Source organism: Paraburkholderia sp. BL17N1, assembly GCF_003634175.1.
Lineage (GTDB): Bacteria > Pseudomonadota > Gammaproteobacteria > Burkholderiales > Burkholderiaceae > Paraburkholderia.
The window spans coordinates 1,341,459-1,362,364 of record NZ_RBIW01000002.1 but is presented as its reverse complement, the minus strand read 5'-3'; the positions used below and the strand labels follow the sequence as shown (position 1 = coordinate 1,362,364).

General features: G+C 62.9%; 19 protein-coding genes. 12 read left to right on the top strand and 7 right to left on the bottom strand.

Annotated features, from left to right (window positions below):
* Positions 1 to 28: 28 nt before the first annotated feature.
* From B0G82_RS26055 to B0G82_RS26015, 9 genes are read left to right on the top strand one after another with little or no spacing between them, the layout of a single operon-like run.
* A complete protein-coding gene (locus B0G82_RS26055) occupies positions 29 to 919 on the top strand; it encodes an alpha/beta hydrolase (RefSeq protein ID WP_121309523.1) in 891 nt (296 codons plus the stop codon).
* The gene (locus B0G82_RS26050; protein WP_121309522.1) at positions 920 to 1,813 is read left to right on the top strand and encodes an IclR family transcriptional regulator; all 894 of its coding nucleotides are present in this window, start codon (positions 920 to 922) and stop codon (positions 1,811 to 1,813) included. It abuts the gene before it with no gap.
* Complete coding sequence (locus tag B0G82_RS26045; protein WP_121309521.1) at positions 1,813 to 2,610, top strand: SDR family oxidoreductase; 798 nt, start codon at positions 1,813 to 1,815, stop codon at positions 2,608 to 2,610. Before B0G82_RS26050 ends, B0G82_RS26045 begins: the two co-directional genes overlap by 1 nt.
* Positions 2,603 to 4,261: a thiamine pyrophosphate-binding protein gene (locus tag B0G82_RS26040; protein ID WP_121309520.1), complete on the top strand. Its 1,659-nt coding sequence runs from the start codon at positions 2,603 to 2,605 to the stop codon at positions 4,259 to 4,261. Before B0G82_RS26045 ends, B0G82_RS26040 begins: the two co-directional genes overlap by 8 nt.
* Positions 4,254 to 5,084 (top strand): aspartate dehydrogenase, encoded by an 831-nt coding sequence (locus B0G82_RS26035; protein ID WP_116146552.1) that lies wholly within the window; start codon positions 4,254 to 4,256, stop codon positions 5,082 to 5,084. Before B0G82_RS26040 ends, B0G82_RS26035 begins: the two co-directional genes overlap by 8 nt.
* A 40-nt stretch (positions 5,085 to 5,124) precedes the next feature.
* Positions 5,125 to 6,630 (top strand): aldehyde dehydrogenase, encoded by a 1,506-nt coding sequence (locus B0G82_RS26030; RefSeq protein ID WP_121310855.1) that lies wholly within the window; start codon positions 5,125 to 5,127, stop codon positions 6,628 to 6,630.
* Between the two features lie 26 nt (positions 6,631 to 6,656).
* Positions 6,657 to 7,622 carry a VOC family protein gene (locus tag B0G82_RS26025; RefSeq protein WP_121309519.1) on the top strand — a complete coding sequence of 322 codons (966 nt, stop codon included), beginning with the start codon at positions 6,657 to 6,659 and terminating at the stop codon, positions 7,620 to 7,622.
* A complete protein-coding gene (locus B0G82_RS26020) occupies positions 7,615 to 8,880 on the top strand; it encodes an FAD-dependent oxidoreductase (protein WP_121309518.1) in 1,266 nt (421 codons plus the stop codon). The genes B0G82_RS26025 and B0G82_RS26020 overlap by 8 nt, the downstream gene beginning before the upstream one ends.
* A 25-nt stretch (positions 8,881 to 8,905) precedes the next feature.
* Entirely contained in the window at positions 8,906 to 10,309 is a 1,404-nt protein-coding gene (locus B0G82_RS26015; protein ID WP_116146548.1) for an MFS transporter, read from the top strand.
* A gap of 108 nt (positions 10,310 to 10,417) precedes the next feature.
* Here the strand turns inward: B0G82_RS26015 and B0G82_RS26010 are convergent, their stop codons facing one another.
* The 7 genes from B0G82_RS26010 to B0G82_RS25980 all read right to left on the bottom strand — a co-directional run bounded on the left by B0G82_RS26010 (position 10,418) and on the right by B0G82_RS25980 (position 17,910).
* Positions 10,418 to 12,142, bottom strand: a complete 1,725-nt coding sequence (locus B0G82_RS26010) for a J domain-containing protein (RefSeq protein WP_121309517.1) — start codon at positions 12,140 to 12,142, stop codon at positions 10,418 to 10,420.
* Positions 12,143 to 12,148: 6 nt separating this feature from the next.
* A complete protein-coding gene (locus tag B0G82_RS26005; RefSeq protein ID WP_121309516.1) occupies positions 12,149 to 13,858 on the bottom strand; it encodes a molecular chaperone HscC in 1,710 nt (569 codons plus the stop codon).
* A gap of 282 nt (positions 13,859 to 14,140) precedes the next feature.
* Positions 14,141 to 14,602, bottom strand: a complete 462-nt coding sequence (locus B0G82_RS26000) for a GNAT family N-acetyltransferase (protein WP_121309515.1) — start codon at positions 14,600 to 14,602, stop codon at positions 14,141 to 14,143.
* A gap of 178 nt (positions 14,603 to 14,780) precedes the next feature.
* Positions 14,781 to 15,200, bottom strand: coding sequence for a hypothetical protein (locus tag B0G82_RS25995; protein ID WP_121309514.1), 420 nt, complete (start codon positions 15,198 to 15,200; stop codon positions 14,781 to 14,783).
* A gap of 26 nt (positions 15,201 to 15,226) precedes the next feature.
* Positions 15,227 to 16,330, bottom strand: coding sequence for an FAD-dependent oxidoreductase (locus B0G82_RS25990; RefSeq protein WP_121309513.1), 1,104 nt, complete (start codon positions 16,328 to 16,330; stop codon positions 15,227 to 15,229).
* Positions 16,331 to 16,469: 139 nt separating this feature from the next.
* Entirely contained in the window at positions 16,470 to 16,673 is a 204-nt protein-coding gene (locus B0G82_RS25985) for a DUF3562 domain-containing protein (RefSeq protein WP_012428862.1), read from the bottom strand.
* A 175-nt stretch (positions 16,674 to 16,848) separates the two neighbouring features.
* A complete protein-coding gene (locus B0G82_RS25980) occupies positions 16,849 to 17,910 on the bottom strand; it encodes a DMT family transporter (RefSeq protein ID WP_121309512.1) in 1,062 nt (353 codons plus the stop codon).
* A 364-nt stretch (positions 17,911 to 18,274) separates the two neighbouring features.
* Here B0G82_RS25980 and B0G82_RS25975 point away from each other — a divergent pair, with 364 nt between their 5' ends.
* From B0G82_RS25975 to B0G82_RS25965, 3 genes are all read left to right on the top strand, one after another.
* Positions 18,275 to 18,847: a lipocalin family protein gene (locus B0G82_RS25975; protein ID WP_241975007.1), complete on the top strand. Its 573-nt coding sequence runs from the start codon at positions 18,275 to 18,277 to the stop codon at positions 18,845 to 18,847.
* A gap of 70 nt (positions 18,848 to 18,917) precedes the next feature.
* Positions 18,918 to 19,694: a DUF1295 domain-containing protein gene (locus B0G82_RS25970; protein ID WP_116149021.1), complete on the top strand. Its 777-nt coding sequence runs from the start codon at positions 18,918 to 18,920 to the stop codon at positions 19,692 to 19,694.
* Between the two features lie 63 nt (positions 19,695 to 19,757).
* Positions 19,758 to 20,858 carry a cyclopropane-fatty-acyl-phospholipid synthase family protein gene (locus B0G82_RS25965; protein WP_121309510.1) on the top strand — a complete coding sequence of 367 codons (1,101 nt, stop codon included), beginning with the start codon at positions 19,758 to 19,760 and terminating at the stop codon, positions 20,856 to 20,858.
* Positions 20,859 to 20,906 lie beyond the last annotated feature (48 nt).

The window sequence follows — 20,906 nt, the reverse complement described above, 5'->3', positions numbered from 1 at the left end:
CAGTTTTAAAACACCCGCGAAGGAAATCATGTCCGCAGTCCCGTCCGTTACAGCTGATCAACACGCCACGCTCGAAGCCCGCCTTGCGCGCTTTCCGGCGCAGCAGATCTGGCTGGCCTCGCAACGCGCGGTGAGCTATCGCGAAGTGGATAGCGCCGACAGTAACGCGCTGCCGCTGGTGCTGCTGCACGGTATCGGTTCGGGTGCGGCGTCGTGGGTGCAGCAGTTCGAAGGACTCGGCGCGACGCGCCGCGTGCTGGCGTGGGATGCGCCGGGTTATGGCGCATCCACGCCGGTGGCGGCCGGATCGCCCGCCGCAGCCGATTACGCGAGTGTGTTGAAAGAGTGGCTCGACGCGCTCGGCGTCGAACGTTGCGTGCTGCTCGGCCATTCGCTCGGCGCGATCATCGCCGGCGCGTTTGCCTTTGAGTATTCGCAGCGCGTGGCCGGTTTGTTGCTGTTGTCGCCGGCTGGCGGGTATGGCGCGGCATCGGTAGAAATGCGTAATACGAAGCGCGATCAGCGTCTCGCGATGCTAAACGAACTCGGCCCCCAAGGCCTCGCCGAACAACGCAGTACCAACATGCTGTCCGCTCACGCGAGCGACGAAGCGCGCGCATGGGTGCGCTGGAACATGTCGCGCGTGATTCCGCACGGCTATGCACAGGCCACACATCTGCTCGCCAACGCCGATCTCGCCGGCGATCTCGCGCGCTTTGATGGCCGCGTCAACGTGGCCGTCGGCGCCGACGACACCATTACGGCGCCCGAGGCTTGCGAGCGACTCGCGCTGGCCGCCGGCACCAAACTGCAGGTCGTGCCTCACGCGGGCCACGCCGGCTATATCGAAGCCCCCGCCGCGTACATCGCGATCATCGACACGTTCTGTCGCGCGAGCGACGGACAACGGAGCCAATGAATGACGCCCGACACGCCCGACACCGCTCACGCCGAGCGCGACGCGGACGAAGACCGCACCGACACCAACGGCGACACCGCCTACCGGGTGCCCGGTCTTGAACGCGGTCTGAAGATTCTCACGGAATTCTCACCCCGCGAGCCGATTCTCGGCGCACCGGAATTATCCAAGCGCCTGAAGATTCCTCGCACGACGGTGTTCCGTCTGTTGCAAACGCTCGAATCGCTCGGCTTTCTGGAGCGTGCCGACAAGGACCGCAACTATCGCCTCGGCGTCGCGGTGCTGCGGCTCGGTTTCGAATATCTGAGCTCGCTCGAATTGACCGACCTCGGCTTGCCGGTCATCGAGGCGCTGCGTAACGAAACGGGCCTTACCAGCCACATCGTGATTCGCGATGGACGCGATGTCGTGTTCGTCGCCAAGGCGCAAAGCCACACGCCGATTTTCAGTTCCGTGAAGGTCAATGTGGGCACGCGTCTGCCGGCTCATGCCACAACACACGGCCAGGTGCTGATGGGCGACCTGACGCTCGACGAACTGAAGAAGCTCTATCCCGAGCCGGAACTCGAACGCTTCACGAAGCAGACGCCGGTCACCGTCGACGACCTGTACGAACGGATTCGCGACGACGCGCGGCGTGGTTTCGCGATCAGCGAGTCGTCGTTCGAACGCGGCATTTCGGTGGTGAGCGCGCCGGTGCGCAACGACACGGGGCGCATTGTCGCTGTCATCACGACGACGATTCCGCGCCACGAAATCGACGCGTCGCTGCTCGATAGCGGCCTGATCGACCAGGTCCGCCGCGCGGCCGACGACCTCTCGCAGCGGCTCAACTATCGGCCGAAGGGTGGCGCGAAGTCGGGCAGTAACTACATGAAGGCATTGGGGCTCTGATGATCCAAATCGACTTGAGCGGACAGGTAGCGGTGGTGACGGGCGGTTCGTCCGGCATCGGCCTCGCGACTGCCGAACTGTTTCTGCGGGCAGGCGCCTCGGTCGCGATCTGCGGCCGCGACACCGAACGTCTCGCGCAAGCGGAAGCCGCGTTGAAGGCGCAGTTCCCGCAGGCGCAATTGCTCGCGCATCGTTGCAATGTGCTCGACGCTGACGATGTGAAAGCGTTCGCGGAAGCGGTGCAAACACGTTTCGGCCGCACCGACATGCTGGTGAATAACGCGGGCCAAGGCCGCGTATCGACTTTCGCCGACACCACCGATGAGGCCTGGCGCGAAGAACTCGACCTGAAGTACTTCAGCGTGATCCGCCCGACTCGCGCGTTCCTGCCGATGCTGCGCGACGCTTCCAATCCCGCGATTGTCTGCGTCAACTCGCTGCTCGCTCTGCAACCCGAGCCGCACATGGTGGCGACTTCGTCAGCGCGCGCCGGCGTGCAGAACCTGCTCAAGTCGCTCGCGGTGGAACTCGCGCCGCAGCGCATCCGCGTCAATTCGATTCTGATCGGCATCGTCGAGTCGGGTCAATGGCGCCGCCGTTACACGAAAGAAGCGCGGCCGGGTCAGAGCTGGGAAGACTGGACCGCCGAACTGGCGCGCAAGAAAAACATTCCGCTAGGTCGCTTCGGTCGCCCCGAAGAAGCCGCTCAAGCGCTCTTTTATCTGGCTACGACGCTGTCGTCCTATACGACGGGCAGTCATATCGATGTTTCTGGAGGCGTTGCACGACATGTCTAACAAAACCACCGTTGGCGAACTGATCGCCGCCTTTCTCGAGCAATGCGGCGTTCAAACCGCATTCGGCGTGATCTCGATCCACAACATGCCGATTCTCGACGCGATCCACAACCGCGGCAAGATCCGCTATGTCGGCGCGCGCGGCGAAGCCGGCGCGGTGAACATGGCCGACGGCCTCGCGCGTGTCTCCGGCGGCCTCGGCGTTGCATTCACCAGCACGGGCACCGCGGCGGGCAACGCAGCGGGTGCGATGGTGGAAGCCTTGACCGCCGGCACCGCGCTGCTGCACGTCACGGGTCAGATCGAAACCGAATACCTCGATCAGGACCTCGCGTATATCCATGAAGCACCGGATCAACTGTCGATGCTGTCGTCGATTTCGAAGGCCGCGTTTCGCGTGCGTTCCGTCGAAACCGCATTGCCGACGATCCGCGAAGCCGTGCGTGTCGCGCAGACCGCGCCGAGCGGTCCGGTGAGCGTCGAGATTCCGATCGACATTCAGGCCGCCGAAGTGGAATGGCCCGCTGATCTCGCCGCGCCGCACATCACGACGCTCACACATTGCAAGCAGCGCGTCGCGCAACTCGCCGATTCGCTGGCGACGGCCAGGCGCCCGCTGCTGTGGCTGGGCGGCGGCACGCGTCACGCGACGAAGGCAGTCGAGCGTCTGGTCAAGCTCGGGTTCGGCGTCGTGACCAGCGTGCAAGGCCGCGGCGTGCTGCCGGAAGATCATCCGGCGACGCTCGGCGCGTTCAACGTGCATACGGCGGTCGAGAGTTTCTATAAGACGTGCGACGCGCTGCTGGTGGTCGGTTCGCGTCTGCGCGGCAATGAAACGCTGAAGTACAAGCTCGCGTTGCCGCAACCGTTGTATCGCGTCGACGCCGACGCGCTTGCTGATAACCGTGGCTATCACAACGAGATGTTTATCCACGGCGATGCATCTTCGGTGCTCGAAGAACTCGCGACGCTGCTCGAAGGCCGTCTCAAGGTCGATCCGACATTTGCGCAGGATCTCGCGGCCGCACGCGAAAGCGCCGTCGCCGACGTGGGCAAGGGCCTCGGCCCGTACAAGCGTCTCGTCGACGCATTGCAAGCCGCAGTGGGCCGCGACTACAACTGGGTGCGCGACGTCACGATCTCGAACAGCACGTGGGGCAACCGCATGCTGAAGATTTTCTCGCCGCGTGCGGGCGTGCACGCTTTGGGCGGAGGCATCGGCCAGGGCATGCAGATGGGCATCGGCGCGGCGCTTGCGGGTAGCGCGGCGAAGACTGTGTGCCTCGTCGGCGACGGCGGCTTGATGGTCAACGTCGGCGAACTCGCGACGGCCGTGCAGGAAAACGCCAACGTGATGATCGTGCTGATGAACGATCAGTGCTACGGCGTGATTCGCAACATTCAGGACGCGCAATACGGCGGCCGCCGCTGCTACGTCGATCTGCACCAGCCGGATTTCGCGCAGTTCTGCGCGAGCCTCAAGCTCACGCACTACCGCATCAAATCGCTCGATCAGGCCGACGCGATCATTCGCGAAGGCATGGCGAAGACCGGTCCGGTGCTGGTTGAAGTGGACATGCTGTCGGTCGGCTCGTTCGCCACCGCGTTTGCCGGCCCGCCGGTCAAGGAACAGGAGCCGGAACATGCGTGATGCGGGCTACGCGGGGCATCACGCACCCGTCGACGTCGCGATGATCGGCTTCGGCGCGATCGGTCAGGCCGTGTATCGCTCGGTCGCCGCCGATCCGACCGTGCGCGTGTCGCACGTGATCGTGCCGGAGCGTCACATGGCTGCGGTGCGTGAAGTAGTGGGCGACTCGGTGGATGTCGTGGCCTCCGTGTCCGCCTTGAGCAGCCAGCCGCATTTCGCGCTGGAATGCGCGGGACATAGCGCGCTGGTCGATCACGTAGTGCCGTTGCTGAAGGCCGGCACGGACTGCGCGGTCGCGTCGATCGGCGCGCTGTCCGACATGCTGCTGCTGGACGCATTGTCCGCCGCCGCCGATGAAGGCGACGCCACGCTGACGCTGCTCTCCGGCGCGATCGGCGGTGTGGATGCGCTGGCCGCCGCCAAGCTCGGCGGTCTCGACGAAGTGCTGTACACCGGCCGCAAGCCGCCTACGGGTTGGCTCGGCACGCCGGCGGAACAGCTCTGCGATCTGCACACGCTGAATGAAGAGAAGGTGATCTTCGAAGGCAGCGCGCGCGAAGCGGCGCGGCTGTATCCGAAGAACGCCAACGTGGCCGCGACGATCGCGCTGGCGGGCCTCGGTCTGGACCACACCACGGTTCGACTGATCGCGGATCCGAACGTGACGCGCAACGTGCATCGCATCGTGGCGCGCGGCGCATTCGGCGAGATGTCGCTCGAAATGTGCGGCAAGCCGCTCCCGGATAACCCCAAGACGTCCGCACTGACCGCGTATAGCGCGATGCGTGCGCTACGCAATCGCGCGGCACGTTGCGTGATCTAAGCCATCAGTTGAATAGCTGAAGCAAACTGGAATGACCGACATGACTCACTTCGATACCAGCCTCGTGCCCACCGGCGATATTTTCATCGGCGGCGAATGGCGGCAAGGGCGTGGCAACCCGTACACAAGCCTGTATCCGGCGGATCAGTCGGTCAACATGGAAATCTCGACGGCCAATGCCGACGACGCGCGCGACGCCGTGGAAGCCGCGGACCTCGCATGGCGCCGCGCGGACTGGTCGGGTTTGAAGCCGCATCAACGCGCGCTGGTTCTGTACCGCATCGCCGATCTGATCATGGCGCGTCACGAAGCGCTCGCGCAATTGCAGCGCCGCGATAACGGCAAGCCGATCGGCGAAACGCGTGTACTGGTGGCGAGCGCCGCGAACACGTTCCGCTATTTCGCTGCGTGCCTCGAAACACTCGACGAAGAAGTCACGCCCTCGCGTGGCGATTATCTGACGATGAGCATCTACGAGCCGATCGGCGTGATCGCGGCGATTACGCCGTGGAATTCGCCGATTGCTTCCGACGCACAAAAACTCGCTCCGGCACTCGCGGGAGGCAACGCGGTCGTGTTGAAGCCTGCCGAAGTGACGCCGTTGGTCTCGCTGGCATTGGCGCGCATCTGCGAAGAAGCTGGTGTGCCAAAGGGCGTTCTAAGCGTTGTGCCTGGCAAAGGCTCGGTGATCGGCGACGTGCTGGTGCGTCATCCGCTGGTGAAGAAGGTGTCGTTCACGGGCGGCACCGAAGTGGGCCGCGGCATCGCGCGCATCGCGGCGGACAAGTTGATGCCGGTGTCGCTTGAACTCGGCGGCAAGTCGCCGACCATCGTATTCGACGACGCCGATCTCGATCACGCGGTCAACGGCGTGCTGTACGGTATTTTCAGTTCGTCGGGCGAAGCGTGTATCGCGGGTTCGCGTCTGTTCGTGCAGCGCTCGATCTACGACGCGTTCATGAAGCGTCTCGCGGAAGGCGCGCGCAAGCTGCGCGTAGGCGATCCGACGCGTGCTGAAACGCAAATGGGTCCGCTGATTACAGCGGCGCATCGCGAAACCGTCGAGCGTTATGTCGCGCTCGGTCTCGAAGAAGGCGGCAAGCTGCTGTGCGGCGGCGAGCGTCCGGTTGGCGACGGCCGCGAAGCCGGCACGTACTTCCAGCCGACGATTCTCGAAGGCCTCACCAACAACGCCCGCATCTGCCAGGAAGAAATCTTCGGCCCGGTGCTGGTGGCCATGCCGTTCGACGACGAAGCCTCGCTGCTCAAAGAAGCGAACGACAGCGTGTTCGGCCTCGCCGCCGGCATCTGGACGCGGGACTATAAGCGCGCGTACCGGATTGCCCGCGCACTCCAAGCCGGCACCATCTGGATCAATACCTACAAGCTGTTCTCCATCTCGACACCGTTCAGCGGCTGGAAAGAGAGCGGCATGGGACGCGAGAAAGGCCGGCTCGGCATCCGCGAATACATGCAACAGAAGAGCCTCTACTGGGGCTTGAACGACGCGCCGCTGGCGTGGGCTAACGCGCCCCGGGCGAATTAATACGCAAGATACGCAAGAGGCACGTTATGACGATTCTCGGCATTGAACAGATTATTTACGGCGTGACGGATCTGGCCACCTGTCGCCGCTTTTTCGCGGACTGGGGCTTGAAGGAAGTCGCGCACGACGAAACCCAGGCACGTTTCGAAACGCTGAACGGCTGCACGATTCTTTTAATGAACGCAGGCGATGCTTCGTTGCCGCCCGCATTCGAAGAAGGCCCGACGCTGCGCGAAGTGACGTGGGGCGTGGCCACGAAAGCCGAACTCGACGAACTGCGCGGCCGCTTCGCCGGTCAGCCGGGCCATTTCGAAACCGACGACGCCGTCGGCTGCATCGACCCGAACGGCATGGCGATTCGCGTCGAAGTGACCCGCAAGCGCGCGCTCGACATTCACGGCTCGCCGTCGAACGTGTGGGGCCAGACGCTGCGCGTCGACCAGCCTTCGCCGATTTATGAGCGTGCCGAACCGGTCGAAGTGGGCCACGTGGTGTTCTTCACGAACAAACTCGCCGAACAGGAAAAGTTCTACCAAGAACTGCTCGGCTTCGAAATGTCGGACCGTTATCCGGGCCGTGGCGCTTTCATGCGCTGCGCGCCGCACGGCGGCCATCACGACATTTTCCTGCTGGCCTTGCCCAACGGTAAGCGCGGCCTGAATCACGTCGCGTTCACCGTGCGCGATATTCATGAAGTGTTCGGCGGAGGCATGCATATCAGCCGCTGCGGCTGGGACACGCAACTCGGGCCGGGGCGTCATCCGGTGTCGTCGGCTTACTTCTGGTATTTCCAGAATCCGGCAGGCGGCTTGATCGAGTATTACGCCGACGAAGACCAGCTCACGCCCGAATGGCAGCCGCGCGATTTCGAGCCGGGTCCGACCGTGTTCGCCGAATGGGCGATCGACGGCGGTATCGACGGCAATACGCGACGCCAAAAAAACGCGCAGGCGCCGGAAGGCAAGTTCATGACGGAGCGGAAAAATGACTGACGCTGCTGCTGCAAAGGCGCAAGCCGCCCATGCCGGACTGGAAGCACCGCGCACGATCGTCGTGATTGGCGGCGGCCAGGCGGCCGGCTGGGTCGTGAAGACCTTGCGCAAGGAAGGCTTCGACGGCCGCCTCGTGATGATCGCCGACGAAGTGCATCTGCCGTACGAACGCCCGCCGCTGTCGAAAGCGGTGCTCGCGGGCGAAGCGGATATCGATACCGTGCGGCTCGTAAAGCCCGACGACTTCGAGGCGCTGAATATCGAAGCATGGCAACCGGATTGCGCGACTTCGATCGATCGCGAACAGCGCATCGTGCGCACGCAGTCGGGCCGCGAAGTGCAATACGACCGACTGGTGATCGCCACGGGCGGCGCGGCGCGCAAGCTGCCGGAGTCGCTTGTGAAGACCTCGCACATTGCTTACCTGCGTACGCTCGACGAAGCCGTCGCTCTGGGTGAAGGGCTGCGCGCCAGCAAGCGCGTGCTGGTGGTGGGCGGCGGCTGGATCGGCCTTGAAGTCGCCGCCACGGCGCGCAAGCTCGGCGTGGATGCAACGGTGGTAGAAGGCGCGCCGCGTCTGTGCGCACGTTCGCTGCCACCGATGGTGTCCAGCTTCCTGCTCGATCTGCATCGCGCGAACGGCGTCGACGTGCGTTTGAATGCTTCGCTCGTATCGCTCGCGGATCATCCGAACGACGCCAAGCGCATTCGCGCCACCTTCGCAAACGGCTCGACGCTCGACGCCGATTTCGCCGTGGCCGGCATCGGGCTTACGCCGCACACGGCGCTGGCGGAAGCGGCGGGCGTGAAGGTGGAAGACGGCATCGTGGTCGATCATTTCGGCGCCACCGACGACCCGCGCATTTTCGCGTGCGGCGACGTCGCCAATCATCCGAGCGCGTGGCTCAAGCGCCGCGTGCGGCTCGAATCTTGGGCCAATGCGCAGAACCAGGCGATTGCCGCCGCGAAAGCATTGCTCGGCACCTTCGAACCGTATGCGGACATTCCGTGGTTCTGGTCCGATCAGTACGACGTCAATCTGCAGATTCTCGGCGACATTCCAGGCGATGCGCAACTGGCCGTGCGCGGCGATTTGCCCGGCAAGCGCGCCACGCTGTTTCATCTGGAAGACAGCGCGATTCGCGGCGTGATCGCCATCAATACGCCGCGCGAACTGAAACTGTCGCGCAAATGGATGAACCAAGGCCGGACCATCGACCTTGCCACCCTGACCGACGCCTCAACGGCACTTGCCTAACCACATCTACGGACGGCACAACGGCATGAGAACCATCGACAACACCATGGGGGACCGCAGCAGCGCCGGTGTCTCAGGCCCTGTGACCCGGGGCTCGATCATCGCGCGTCTGGAGCGCTTGCCCAAGAATGCGATGCAGGTGCGCGCGCGCATACTGATCGGTCTCGCGACGTTCTTCGACGGCTTCGACGTGATCGCCATTGCGGCCACGTTGCCGATCCTGATCGCGAAGTGGCATCTCACGCCGTGGGAAATCGGCTTTCTGATCGGCTCCGGTTCGGTCGGGCAACTGATCGGCGCGTTCGTTTTCCCGTGGTATGCGGAGCGCAAGGGGCGCGTGAAGGCGATCGCGCTGAGTTCGGGGATCATCGGCATCACCAGCATTGCTTGCGGTTTTGCGCCGACGTTCGCAGCCTTCGTCGTGTTGCGCGTGATTCAAGGGCTCGGACTCGGCGGCGAACTGCCGGTGGCCGCGACTTACATCAACGAGATCAGCCGTGCGCATGGCCGTGGCCGTTTCGTGCTGTTGTATGAAATCGTTTTCCCGGTCGGCCTGCTTGCGTCGAATGCGTTGGGTGCGTGGATTGTGCCGCGTTTCGGCTGGCAAGCCATGTACTTTATCGGCGGCATGCCGTTGATTCTGTTCTTCGTGCTGCGCAAACTCGTGCCGGAATCGCCGCGCTGGCTTGCTGAACGTGAACAGATGGCTGACGCGGACGCTGCGGTGCATGTGTTCGAGCGTTCGGTCAAAGGTCCGCTGCCGCCGGTCACTCACACGACTGAATTTGAAGCGATGGCCAATCGCCATCCGAAGCGCCGCATGGGCGACCTGTTTGGTCCGGCGTACCTGAAGCGCACGCTGGCCGTGGCCATGTTGTGGATTACCTGCGGCTTCATTCAATACGGCCTTTCGACGTGGCTGCCGACGATTTACCGCACGATTTATCACGCGCCGCTGCAACTCGCGTTGAATCTTGCGGTGGCCGCTTCGGTGCTCGGCGTGGTGGGCTCGCTCACTTGCGCATTGCTGGTCGACAAGGTGGGACGCAAGCCGATCATCAATCTCTCGTTTGTTGCGTGTGCGATTTCGCTGCTACTGGCGGGTGTGTTCCACGATTCGTCGGTGTATGTCGTGGCGACGTGCTGCGCATTTTCGCTGGGCTTCCTCGCTTGCGGGTTCATCACGGCTTATGTCTATACGCCGGAGTTGTATCCGACGAGTATCCGCGCGATGGGCTGCGGCGTCGGCGGCGCGTGGCTGAAGGTGGCGGCGATCTTCGCGCCGGCTATCGTGTCGAAGACGATGGTCGGCGGCAATTTGCAGGTGGCGTTTTATATTCTCGCGGCCGTGCCGTTTCTTGCGGCGGTGGCGGTGCACTTTCTTGGGATTGAGACCAAGGGGAAGGTGCTGGAGCAGCTCGAGGCTTGAGAATTTCGTGCGGTTCGAGTTTGGTGGGCGGTTGATGTCGTAGTGCCGCAATTAGCTGGGAGACGAGGGGCGCACTGGGTGGTGTGCCCCTTTGTTTTTGTAGCGCGTTTACCGCGTTGCCTGTCGCGTTTCCCGCCGTTGCCTGATCCCCTCAATAACCCAGATACTCATCAACCCCGCACTCACACAAGCGATGATATCCGGCTTATAAATCGCCAGCGCCATCCACACAAGGTTCGCATACCCACGAAAAAACGCCGGTATCGCATTGCGCAAATCATTCCAACGCGTCGTCGCCAGCACGCCGCCCGTGGCCGCCATCACCGCAAACAACGCCCACGCGAACTGCGTCGCACGCACATCCTGTTGCAACAGCAGCACGATCAACGCTACGAATCCTGCGAACCACAAAGGCACGCAAGCCCAAAACAACCGCGGCTGCCGCGCGATCCAACCGCGCCATTCCGCTTGCGGAAACGAAATGAAGAACGCGAACAGCACACCGTGCGCATAAGGCATCGGCCACGCACGCGGATCCATCGCGATCCAATGACCCGCAAAACCCAACGCCGCCGCGCTGAATGCGGCCAGTATCGCGAGTTCTTTGACGGGCGGCCAGCCGTGAATCAACGCGGCCCAGATTGTACAGACGCCCAACGTGACCATCGCTATTGATGTCGAACGGCCGCTGCCGTCCTCGCACAATGCAAAGGCGGTCGCGCCAAGCCACACCGGAATCCAGCCATACCGCAGCCAGCCGATCGAGCGCAACGCCCGCAGCCGCTGTTGCTGCGGCTCGGACAGCAGCACGGTCGTGGCGGCGACCGTGATCAAGGCAAGCATCAGCGTCGACAGGAAAATGCCCAACTGAGCGGGCGACCACTGATCGAACCACCGGTTGCCGTTGGGGTTCAGCGACGCGTCGGCGAACAGCAAACCGCACCACGCGTTCAACGCGAGCGCCGGACCAAACAGACGGCCCGCGCCGATGCGGAATTTGAGGCAACGTCCCCAGAAATCGACTTTCTCGGCATCGAGCCGCAGCCGTACAACATTCGGATGGTAGCGGCCGAGAGCAGTCAACAACTGCTCCATCTCGGCACGCGCGCCGGCCCGAAGCAATGCACGCGCGCCGGCCGTCATTTGCGGCAGCGGACCTTCGAGCAATGCCATTGCGTTCGTGAAGCGCAGACGCAGCGCGTCGTAGTCTTCATCGGCGAACACGCGGTTCAAGGCGAGCGTGGCGATGGCCGCGTTGCGACGCCGCAAATGTGTCGAGTTGTCCCGCCAGCCGAGCACTGCGCTCAGGTTCATGCGCAGCGCGGCGGGCGTGTCCTCGTTCAGACAATGACACAGCGCCTGCCATTCGAGTTCGTCGCGCGTCGCAATGTTGACGACCGCGGCGAACAAGTCCTGCAGCGAACGGCGCGACTTGAGATCGTCCGCTTGCGCGATGAAGTTGTGCCAGAGTTGGACGGCGGTTCCAAAGGCGTCGGGTTCGGGGGTAGCGGCTTCGATTTCCGAAGCGTCGACCGTCACGTGGGACGTCGCCGGCCCGGTTGCGGGCTCGCGCGTGTTTGCAATCAAAACGGCGGGTTCGGCCCCGGAGACGTTCGCTGTCGGCTCCGCTATTGCTGCCTTCGCGACCGCGCCGCTCGCCATCTGCAACGCGGATTCATACGCGTACCGCAGACGCTGAAATGCTTCAGCATCTTCATCCGGACGTTGTTGTTTCAACAGCCGTGCATAAGCGCGACGCACCGCACGCTCATCGGCACTCGGCTCGACGCCGAGCACGTCCCAGGGCCATTGATTGTTCGAGATCGTATTCATGGCCGCTCAGTAAGTCACATGTACATCGAAGCGATCCAGCAGCGCGCTCAGTTCACCGCGCGCCTGCGCGATTTCATCGGTATTCTGGCGCTCGATCAGCGCCTGGAAGCGAGCGATATACGCCGCCAGATATTGCCGATGGTCGCCGAGTGTTTCTTCGTAGACACGGTCGGCGCGCGTCAACAGCGTCCGGTTCTCGAGTTGATCGCGAGGGTGAATCTTCAGCGCGCTCAACGCCGCGAGACGCTGGCGGATTTCTTCCGGCGTCATCACGCCGGGGTTTTCTTCGATCACCATCGCGCGCTTTACGCCACCCGGAAACGCCGTGGCTTCGACTTCCAGAACACCGTTGATGTCGTAGGTGAAACGCACATCCGCGCCAGCTTCGCCCGCTGCTTTGAGCGGCACTTCGAGCGTGAATTCGCCCAGCGCGACGTTATCCGCGGTCAAGCGCGCTTCGCCCTGAAACACCTTGATGCTGAGCATCTGCTGACGGTCGCGCACCGTAAAAATGCGCTGCATACGGCTCACCGGCACGATCGTGTTGCGTTCGATGATCGGGAGAAAGTGACCCGGCACGAACTGAGCCGGGCCGACCTGCATGGCCGTGTCGATACCGAGGCTGTAGGGCGCGACATCGGTCAACACCATTTCGTCGAGTCCGGCGTCGCGTCCGACAAGTCCGGCCTGTACCGCCGCGCCGAGCGCGACCACTTCGTCCGGATTCAGATGTCCGGCGGGCAGGCGACCGAACATCTTCGAGACGAGCTTGCGCACCATCGGCATACGGGACGCACCGCCGACCAGGATGATTTCATCGAGCGCGGCGACGGCGATTTTCGAATCGCGCAATGCGCGTTCCACCGGTTTGCGCAGTCGCTGCAGCAAATGCTCGCAAGTGCGCTCCGCGGCGGCCGCATCGAGTTCGAGCGCGTGCTCACGGTCGCCGATCGAAAGTTCAAGCGTGACACTGTCGACGCCGTTCTGCGTCAGCTGACGTTTCGCACGTTCGGCCTGCTGATGTAGCCGTTGCGCGGCAATCGGCGCGAGCGATTGGAGCTTGAGGCCGTTGCGCTGGCAGAACAACTCGACCAATGCGTCGGTGAAGTCTTCACCGCCCAGAAAATTGTCGCCGGTGCTGGCGCGCACTTCCATCACGCCTTCGAAGAAGTCGAGCACGGAGACGTCGAAGGTGCCACCGCCCAGATCGAAGATCAGAAACTTGCGCTCGCTATCGCGTTGATGCACGCCATACGCAAGCGAGGCGGCGGTCGGTTCGTTGACAAGGCGCAGTACATTCAGCCCGGCGAGTTCACCGGCGATGCGCGTGGCTTTGCGTTGCGCGTCGCTGAAATAAGCGGGCACGGCGATCACGGCGTCGCTGATCGGTGCGCCGAGAAAGGCTTCGGCATCGGCCTTCAACGACTTGAGCACCAGCGAGGACAACTCCTCGGGACGCAGCGTTTGCGTGCCGAGCCGCACGGCGCGGCTTGTGCCCATATAGCGCTTGAAGTTGGCGGCGGTGCGCTCGGGATGCGTATGCAAGCGGTCATGGGCGGGTCGACCGACGAGGATCGAGCCATCGTCGTCGATGGAGACGCACGAGGGCGTGAGCGTCTCGCCTAACGCGTTCGGAATGAGCACGGCGCGGTCGTCGCGCCAGATTGCCACGAGACTATGGGTGGTTCCAAGATCGATGCCGATGATCGAAGGCATGTACAGTGTCCGATTCGTTTGCGCCCCTCCATGAGGAGATCGCCCAGGTTTTCGCCGATGAACCGCATGGAGCCGGATGTAGCTCCGTCCAATGGCGATAACGGCAGACCGCACGCAAAACTTGAACGGCGCGGGTCTGGAAGGCGGCGAGAATCGGACTGGGCAATGCGCGGCGCATGGTGGCCACGCGAACGGTCGGAGATAAGTGGGCGACGCGCCGCGTGGGGCGCGCGGCGCGGCAAAACGAGCGGCAAGCGTGCTACGCGAGTCCGCTGCGCGGCATCACAACGCTTTGCGATACACCACGAAGCCTGAGCGGTCCGCAACCTTGTCGTAGAGCTTCATCGCCGTCTGATTCGTTTCGTGGGTCTGCCAGTAAACGCGTTGCGAGCCATCGGCTTTGGCGCGCTCATATACCGCTTCGATCAACGCGCGGCCGACGCCCTTGCCGCGCTCGCTGTCGAGCGTGTAGAGGTCTTGCAGGTAGCAGATCGGTCCTTTCATCGTCGTGTGACGGTGATACAGGAAATGCACGAGGCCGAGCAACTGGCCGTTACGTTCGGCGACCATCGCATGCATCGGCTCGTAGCCATCGAAGAAACGTCCCCACGTAATTTGCGTGATCTCGCGCGGCAACGCGGTTTCGCCCGAGCGGCCGTAGAACGCGTTGTAAGCGTCCCAGAGCGGCAGCCATGCGTCGAAGTCACCGGGGACGACGGGGCGGATCTGAATCGGATCGGACATGTGCGGTTCCTTGTTGAGTTGAAGACTGCCAATCCGTCAGCATAAGAAATTCGACGCACCATTGTTAGCTCCACAGTACGGCCGGAATATGGAGCCACGCGTGGACGATGGGCTGTTGATGTCGAATGTGGAGCGCGGTGCCGCAGCAGCCCCTATGCAAATGGATAGCAAACCGCACTCAGTACGAACGCTGCTTGATACCCCAGCGCCCGTCCTGCCACGTCACGATCCACACATTGCGATGCAGCGTGATGATCGAACCGTCTGCGCGGTTGCGCGAATACACCACACGCAGGTGCACTTTGCGCGGGCTCACCAGCACCGCGTGCTTTTCCTGATACGCGGTGTGATGCCAGCCGGTATCGCGCGTCAGATCGTCGAAGAAGCCGGCGGGCAATTGGCCCGGCCGTTCCCAGATCACCAGTTGTTCGCCCGAAAGAATGACGTGCGGAAAGTGCAAATGCGCGTCCATGCCGTCGAGATCGCGTGCGTTGAAGCAGGCGGTAAAGCCGTCGATGCAGGCGAGCGCGGCGAGCCTCATGGCGGTTTCGTCGATGCCGTCCTGCTGCGGGATAAACAATGCGTTGGCGTCAACCATCGTTACGTACGAGTAAAAGCAACCGTTCAGACCGTCTCGGCTCTGAGCCAGCGCGTGAGCGTGGCGTCGTCGTCGGTCTCCAGCGTCTCCGCGATTCGCCGTCCTACCGCTGCGCCGAATTTGTAGCCGTGTCCGGAGCAAGCCGATACGACCAACGTGTTGCCGATGCGCTTCGAAAAGAACCGCTTATCCGCCGTGAACGTGTACGCGCACGTTTTTACTTCGGATACCGTATATTCGTCGATCCGGCTAAACGGCGGCGAAAACAGTCGCCGCAAACGGTCGCCCTCACCGGGCGCCGCGACGCGATTCGCATCGGGATCCGGCGTGAGCGATTTATTGATGCCCGCGCCAAACTTCAGACCAATGCCGTCGAGCGGCGGGAGCACATAGCCGTCGCTCGCGCCGCCTATGTCGACGATCGCGGGCGCCTTCGACCACGCGTCTTCCAGATCCGCAGGAGGCTCCAGATAAGCGACGGTGTTGCGATACATCATGAGGTTTTCGGTAAGCGCGGGAAACAGTTGCGGCGTCCACGCGCCCGCGGTGACTACGAGCCGGTCGGCGCGCACGATCTCGTCATTTTCGAGTCGCACGGAAGCGGTCTTCGGATCGACCGCGTGCACCTTGGTGTGCATGCGAATGTCGGCACCGCGCATCTTGAGCCACGCCTTCATGTCGCGCGCAATGCGTTCGCTGAATAGTGCGCCGCCGTCGTGATCGAGGTAAGCGTAACGAAACGTGGACGGGTCGAGAAACGGATAGCGTGCCGCTGCCTCGAGCGGTTCGAGCCGTTCGTACTTGAATCCCATCCGGTCGAGACCGGTGCGGAACTGTTCGGCGCCATCGCCTGCGAATTGCGAAATGCCGAGCACTCCGCAATTTGCGTAATGGGACACGCCGAGATCGTGCCATAGCAGGTCCCAGCTATCGAACGCCTCTTCGATGTTTCGCGCATAACCGTCTGCATCGCCGTATGCGCGACGAATCATGCGATGCCGGTCGCCCGATGCGGCGAGTGGATTTGGAATCGAGCCCTGCTCGATTAATGTGATGTCATGTCCCTGTTTCGAGAGCGACCATGCCGTGCTCAAACCGGCGATGCCCGCGCCTACGATTGTTACCCGCATGCCAACTCCCCCGAGTCGATGGTTCTGGGCCAGAGTCTATCAGCGGGAAAAAATTCAGTGCGCGTTATGTGAATTTTCGCGCGGGTCGGTCGAGGCGAATAAACGATTCAGCAGGCGGTGGTCTCCGCGCGCCGCCGTATCAGTGTTTGCGATTCGAATTGTCGCGAAGCTGGTTGCGTACTTTTTTCGCGGCAAAGAGCGGCACGTAGTCGAATACACGCGCGTCGTGCCGATAGCTGGCCAAGGTATCCGCGTACATCTTCGAAACGGTTTCCGCCGGCGTGTCCGTTTCCTCGGCGATGCTTTTCACTAATTCGTCTACATTGGGCTCGGGCTGCGACATAGATATCTCCAAAGGTGCAGGCGGGTCAAACGGTGGCACGTGTACGACAGGAGTTTCATTACAGGATGCGATGCGCGGCGATGCCAATTGAATCGACCTATCGCCTGATTTTTTTTCAGAAAGATTTTTGTCTTGCGATGCAGCGAATGCCCGCGCAGCGTGGCCGAGCCAAAAATCAATGCGTGTGCCGGTGATGGATGTCCGGGAAATGCGCATGCGCGTGCGTCATGGGTGCATGGCGGTGCGGATGGGTATGCGGCTCGTCGCCGTCCCAAGCGAAATCATGCTCGTGCTGGTGATGCGCGTCGTGCCGGTGACGATGCGAGTGCTCGAGCGGACCGTGCGTGTGCGGATGTTCATGACGTTCGCGAATGTGCAGCCACACGCCGAGCGTCATCAAGACGGCGGCGACCCAGAAGAGCGGCTGCGGCAGTTCCGGCCATAGCAGCCATGACAGGGTCACGCCGAATAGCGGCGCAACCGAGAAATAAGCGCCGGTCCGCGCGGTGCCGAGATTGCGCAGCGCGACCACGAACAGCACCAGACTCACGCCGTAGCCGGCAAAGCCGGTGAGCATGGCGAGCGCGACAGTCGAGAGCTTCGGCCATGCGGCGCCGAGGGTGAGCGCGAGCGCCACATTGACCGCACCGGCCACTAGCCCTTTTATGCAGGCAATGAACATCGCGTCGTGCGCCGACACCTTGCGCGTGAGATTGTTGTCCACGGCCCAGCACGCGCAGGCGCCGGCCAGCAGCAGCGTGCCCGGCGGCAATCCCGCCGCGCCTGGATGCCAGGACAGCGCCACGCCGCCCGCGACAATCGCGGCCATGCCGAGGAATACCTGCACGTCGACGTTCTCGCGAAACACGATCCACGCGATCAGCGCGGTGAATACGCCTTCCAGATTCAGCAGCAGCGAACCGGTGGCGGCCGGTGTCGTTTGCAAACCCAGCATCAATAACGCGGGTCCTGCGACGCCGCCGGCCGCGATCGCGCCCGCCAGCCAAGGGATTTCGCGGAAAGGGAAAGGGCTGTGGCTGGCCGGCTGCCCGCCGCCGCCTTTCAGCCGGCGCGCGAGCATCACCGCGGCAAGGCCGCAGCCGCTGCCGAGGTAGAACAGTCCGGCAAGCAGGAACGGCGAGAGCGAGCCGAGCAGTGCCTTGGCGACCGGTGTCGTCGCGCCGAAGAGGGCGGCGGCAAGCAAGGCGGTGAATGGGGCGTTGAAGCGGATCGACATGACGGAACTGACGTGTGAGCAGGCGTTGCGGACACGATAACGCTAACCGGCTCGCGCCGCTTGTAAGCCCGGCGTAAAGCGTTGCTGAGCAGCGGGTCGGTCGGTAGCGTTGTTAAAGCGTGCAGTTCAGGTGTGACCGCCTGGACGGCTAGAGCACCGCAACGGTCGCGCGTGCGCGAACTTGTCGGCGAGCACCGTTTGCGGGTGGCTTTGTGTCGTGACGCGAATCAGCCGTGCCGACTCACGGGCGCAGCACGCATCCAGACAGCCCTGTCGAACGTAATACGTTTATTGCCGCCACACGTTCGAGGCCGCCGCCATGCGCCGAGTTGTCTATGCCATTGCCACTGCCGCCGCCACTGCTATGGCGTCGCTGCTGCTGCTATCGCTCGCGGCCTGTTCCAACGATCCGCCCAATCCCAACCCGCGTGCGAGCGAGCCGCTCTCCACCGTGCCCGTCGACTTGCCGCGCTATATGGGCCGCTGGTACATCATCGCGAACATTCCGTACTTCGCCGAGCGCGACATGGTGGCGAGCCGCGCCGAATGGACACTGCGCCAGGACGGCAAGATCGACGATTCGTACTACGGCCGCAAGAAGAGCTTCGACGCCGAGGAAAAGCATTACCAGTTTCTCGACACGCCCGTGCCCGGCAAAGACGGCGGCGAGTGGAGCGTGCAGTTGTTCTGGCCCATCCACGTGACGCAACTGACGCTTTATGTCGATCCCGACTATCGCTACACGATCCTCGGCTACCCAGGCAAAAACCTCGGCTGGATTTTTTCGCGTGAACCGGACATGAGCGACGACACGTATCGGGCCTTGCTTGCGCGGCTCGATGCGATGGGCTACGACACGTCGCGCTTCAGGCGCGTGCCGCAGCGGCCGGATCAGTTGGGCAAGCCGGGCTTCGCCTTGCCGGGCGACAAGGACTAGCGGGCGCGCCGCGCGCATCCGATACCACCGCCGCAGCGTATAACCCGCATCGCCATTGAACGAAGAAACCATGCCGCCACTTGCCACTGCCGTGATTGCCCTGGTCGGACTCGTCGCGATTTTCAGCGCGGTCTGGGCGTGGCAGTTGAAGAGCGAAAACGCCGGCATGGTCGATCCCGTTTGGGCGTATTCGCTCGGCCTCGTCGCGGTGCTCTACGCGGTGCTCGGCACCGGCGACCCCGACGCGCGCGCGTTGACCGCGCTCGGCGGTTTGATCTGGGGCGTGCGGCTGGGCACGCATCTGTGGAAACGCAACGCCGGCAAGCCCGAAGACGCGCGCTATCACCGCTTTCGAGAAGAATGGGGCGACAAGGCGGCGAGCAGGATGTTCTGGTTTTTCCAGTTGCAAGTTGTTATTTCGATGTTGCTGTCGATCGCGTTTCTCGTGCCGTCGTACCGCGGCACGGCGCCCGCTATTGGTTGGGTCGTGCTGGCCGTCGTGGTGTGGATCGTCTCCGTGGCTGGCGAAGCCGTGGCCGACCGCCAGTTGCAAAGCTTCAAGGCCGATGCGGCCAATCGCGACGGGGTGTGCCGTGTCGGCTTGTGGCGTTACTCGCGGCATCCGAACTACTTCTTCGAATGCGTGCATTGGCTGGCTTATATCGCGTTGTCGATCGGCACGCCGTGGGCCTGGTTCACGCTGCTGCCGCCGGTGCTGATGGCGTTTCTGTTGCTGAAGCTCTCCGGCATTCCGTTGCTCGAAGAAAGCATGGCAAAGCGGCGCCCGGGTTACGCCGATTACATGCGCACCACCAGCGCGCTGATTCCGTGGCCGCCGCGGAGTTGAACACGCGACCACGGCGCACGCGCGCATTCAAAAAGTCCAGAATAACGACAGGGAGTCAGTTTCATGAGCCTATCCACCACCGACCAAACCCTGCCGCCATCGCCTGCCGAGCCCAGTGACGGCTGGCTCATTCGAAGCTGCGAACGCGGCTGGCTGCCGGACAGCGTGATCCGCTTCGGCATGCGTCAGTTGATGCGTCAGCGTTTGCGCGACGAAGCGGCCGACAACGGCGAATTGCGCGCGCAACGGCTCAACCGTCTGCTCGACGATCTGCGTGCGAGCCCGATCGCCATCGAAACGCAAGCCGCCAACTCGCAGCATTACGAGGTGCCGGCGTCGTTCTTTCACGCACATCTCGGGCCGCATCTGAAGTACTCATGCTGCCTGTATCCGACCGGTGACGAGACGCTCGCGCAAGCCGAAGCGGCCATGCTCGAACGCTATGCCGAGCGGGCGGAACTTGCCGACGGTCAGCGGATTCTCGACCTCGGTTGCGGCTGGGGTTCGCTGTCGTTATGGCTGGCGGCGCGTTATCCGAATGCTCGGGTCGTCGCGCTATCGAACTCGCATGGGCAGCGTGCGTTCATCGAAGCGCGCGCCGCGCAGGCAGGTTTGCACAACCTCTCCGTGGTGACGGGCAACATTGTCGATTTCGAATTCGACGATGCACAGCTTGGCCGCGGCTTCGACCGCGTGGTGTCGATCGAGATGTTCGAGCATATGAAAAACTATGGCTTGCTGCTCGCGAAAATCGCGCGTTGGATGCGCGACGACGCGAAGCTGTTCGTGCATATCTTCGCGCATCGCACGCTTGCATATCACTTCCAGGTGGAGGACGGCACCGACTGGATGTCGAAGTACTTTTTCACCGGCGGCACGATGCCGTCGGAAGCGCTGCTGCTCAATTTCCAGGACGATCTACGCGTGGAGCGGCAATGGTGGGTGAGCGGCACGCATTACGAGCGCACGGCGAATCATTGGCTTGCCGCGCTCGACGCGGCGCATGACCGGGTGATGCCGATGCTCGCCGATACCTACGGCGCGCGCGACGCGGCAGTGTGGCTGCAACGGTGGCGCATGTTCTATATGGCCGTGGCCGAGCTGTTCGGCTACGCGCATGGCAGCGAATGGGGCGTCGGGCACTATCGGTTCGTCAAGCGCTAGACCGGTCGTTCACCCGTTGCCGCAACCGCCCCGCCTGGCACCGCCACT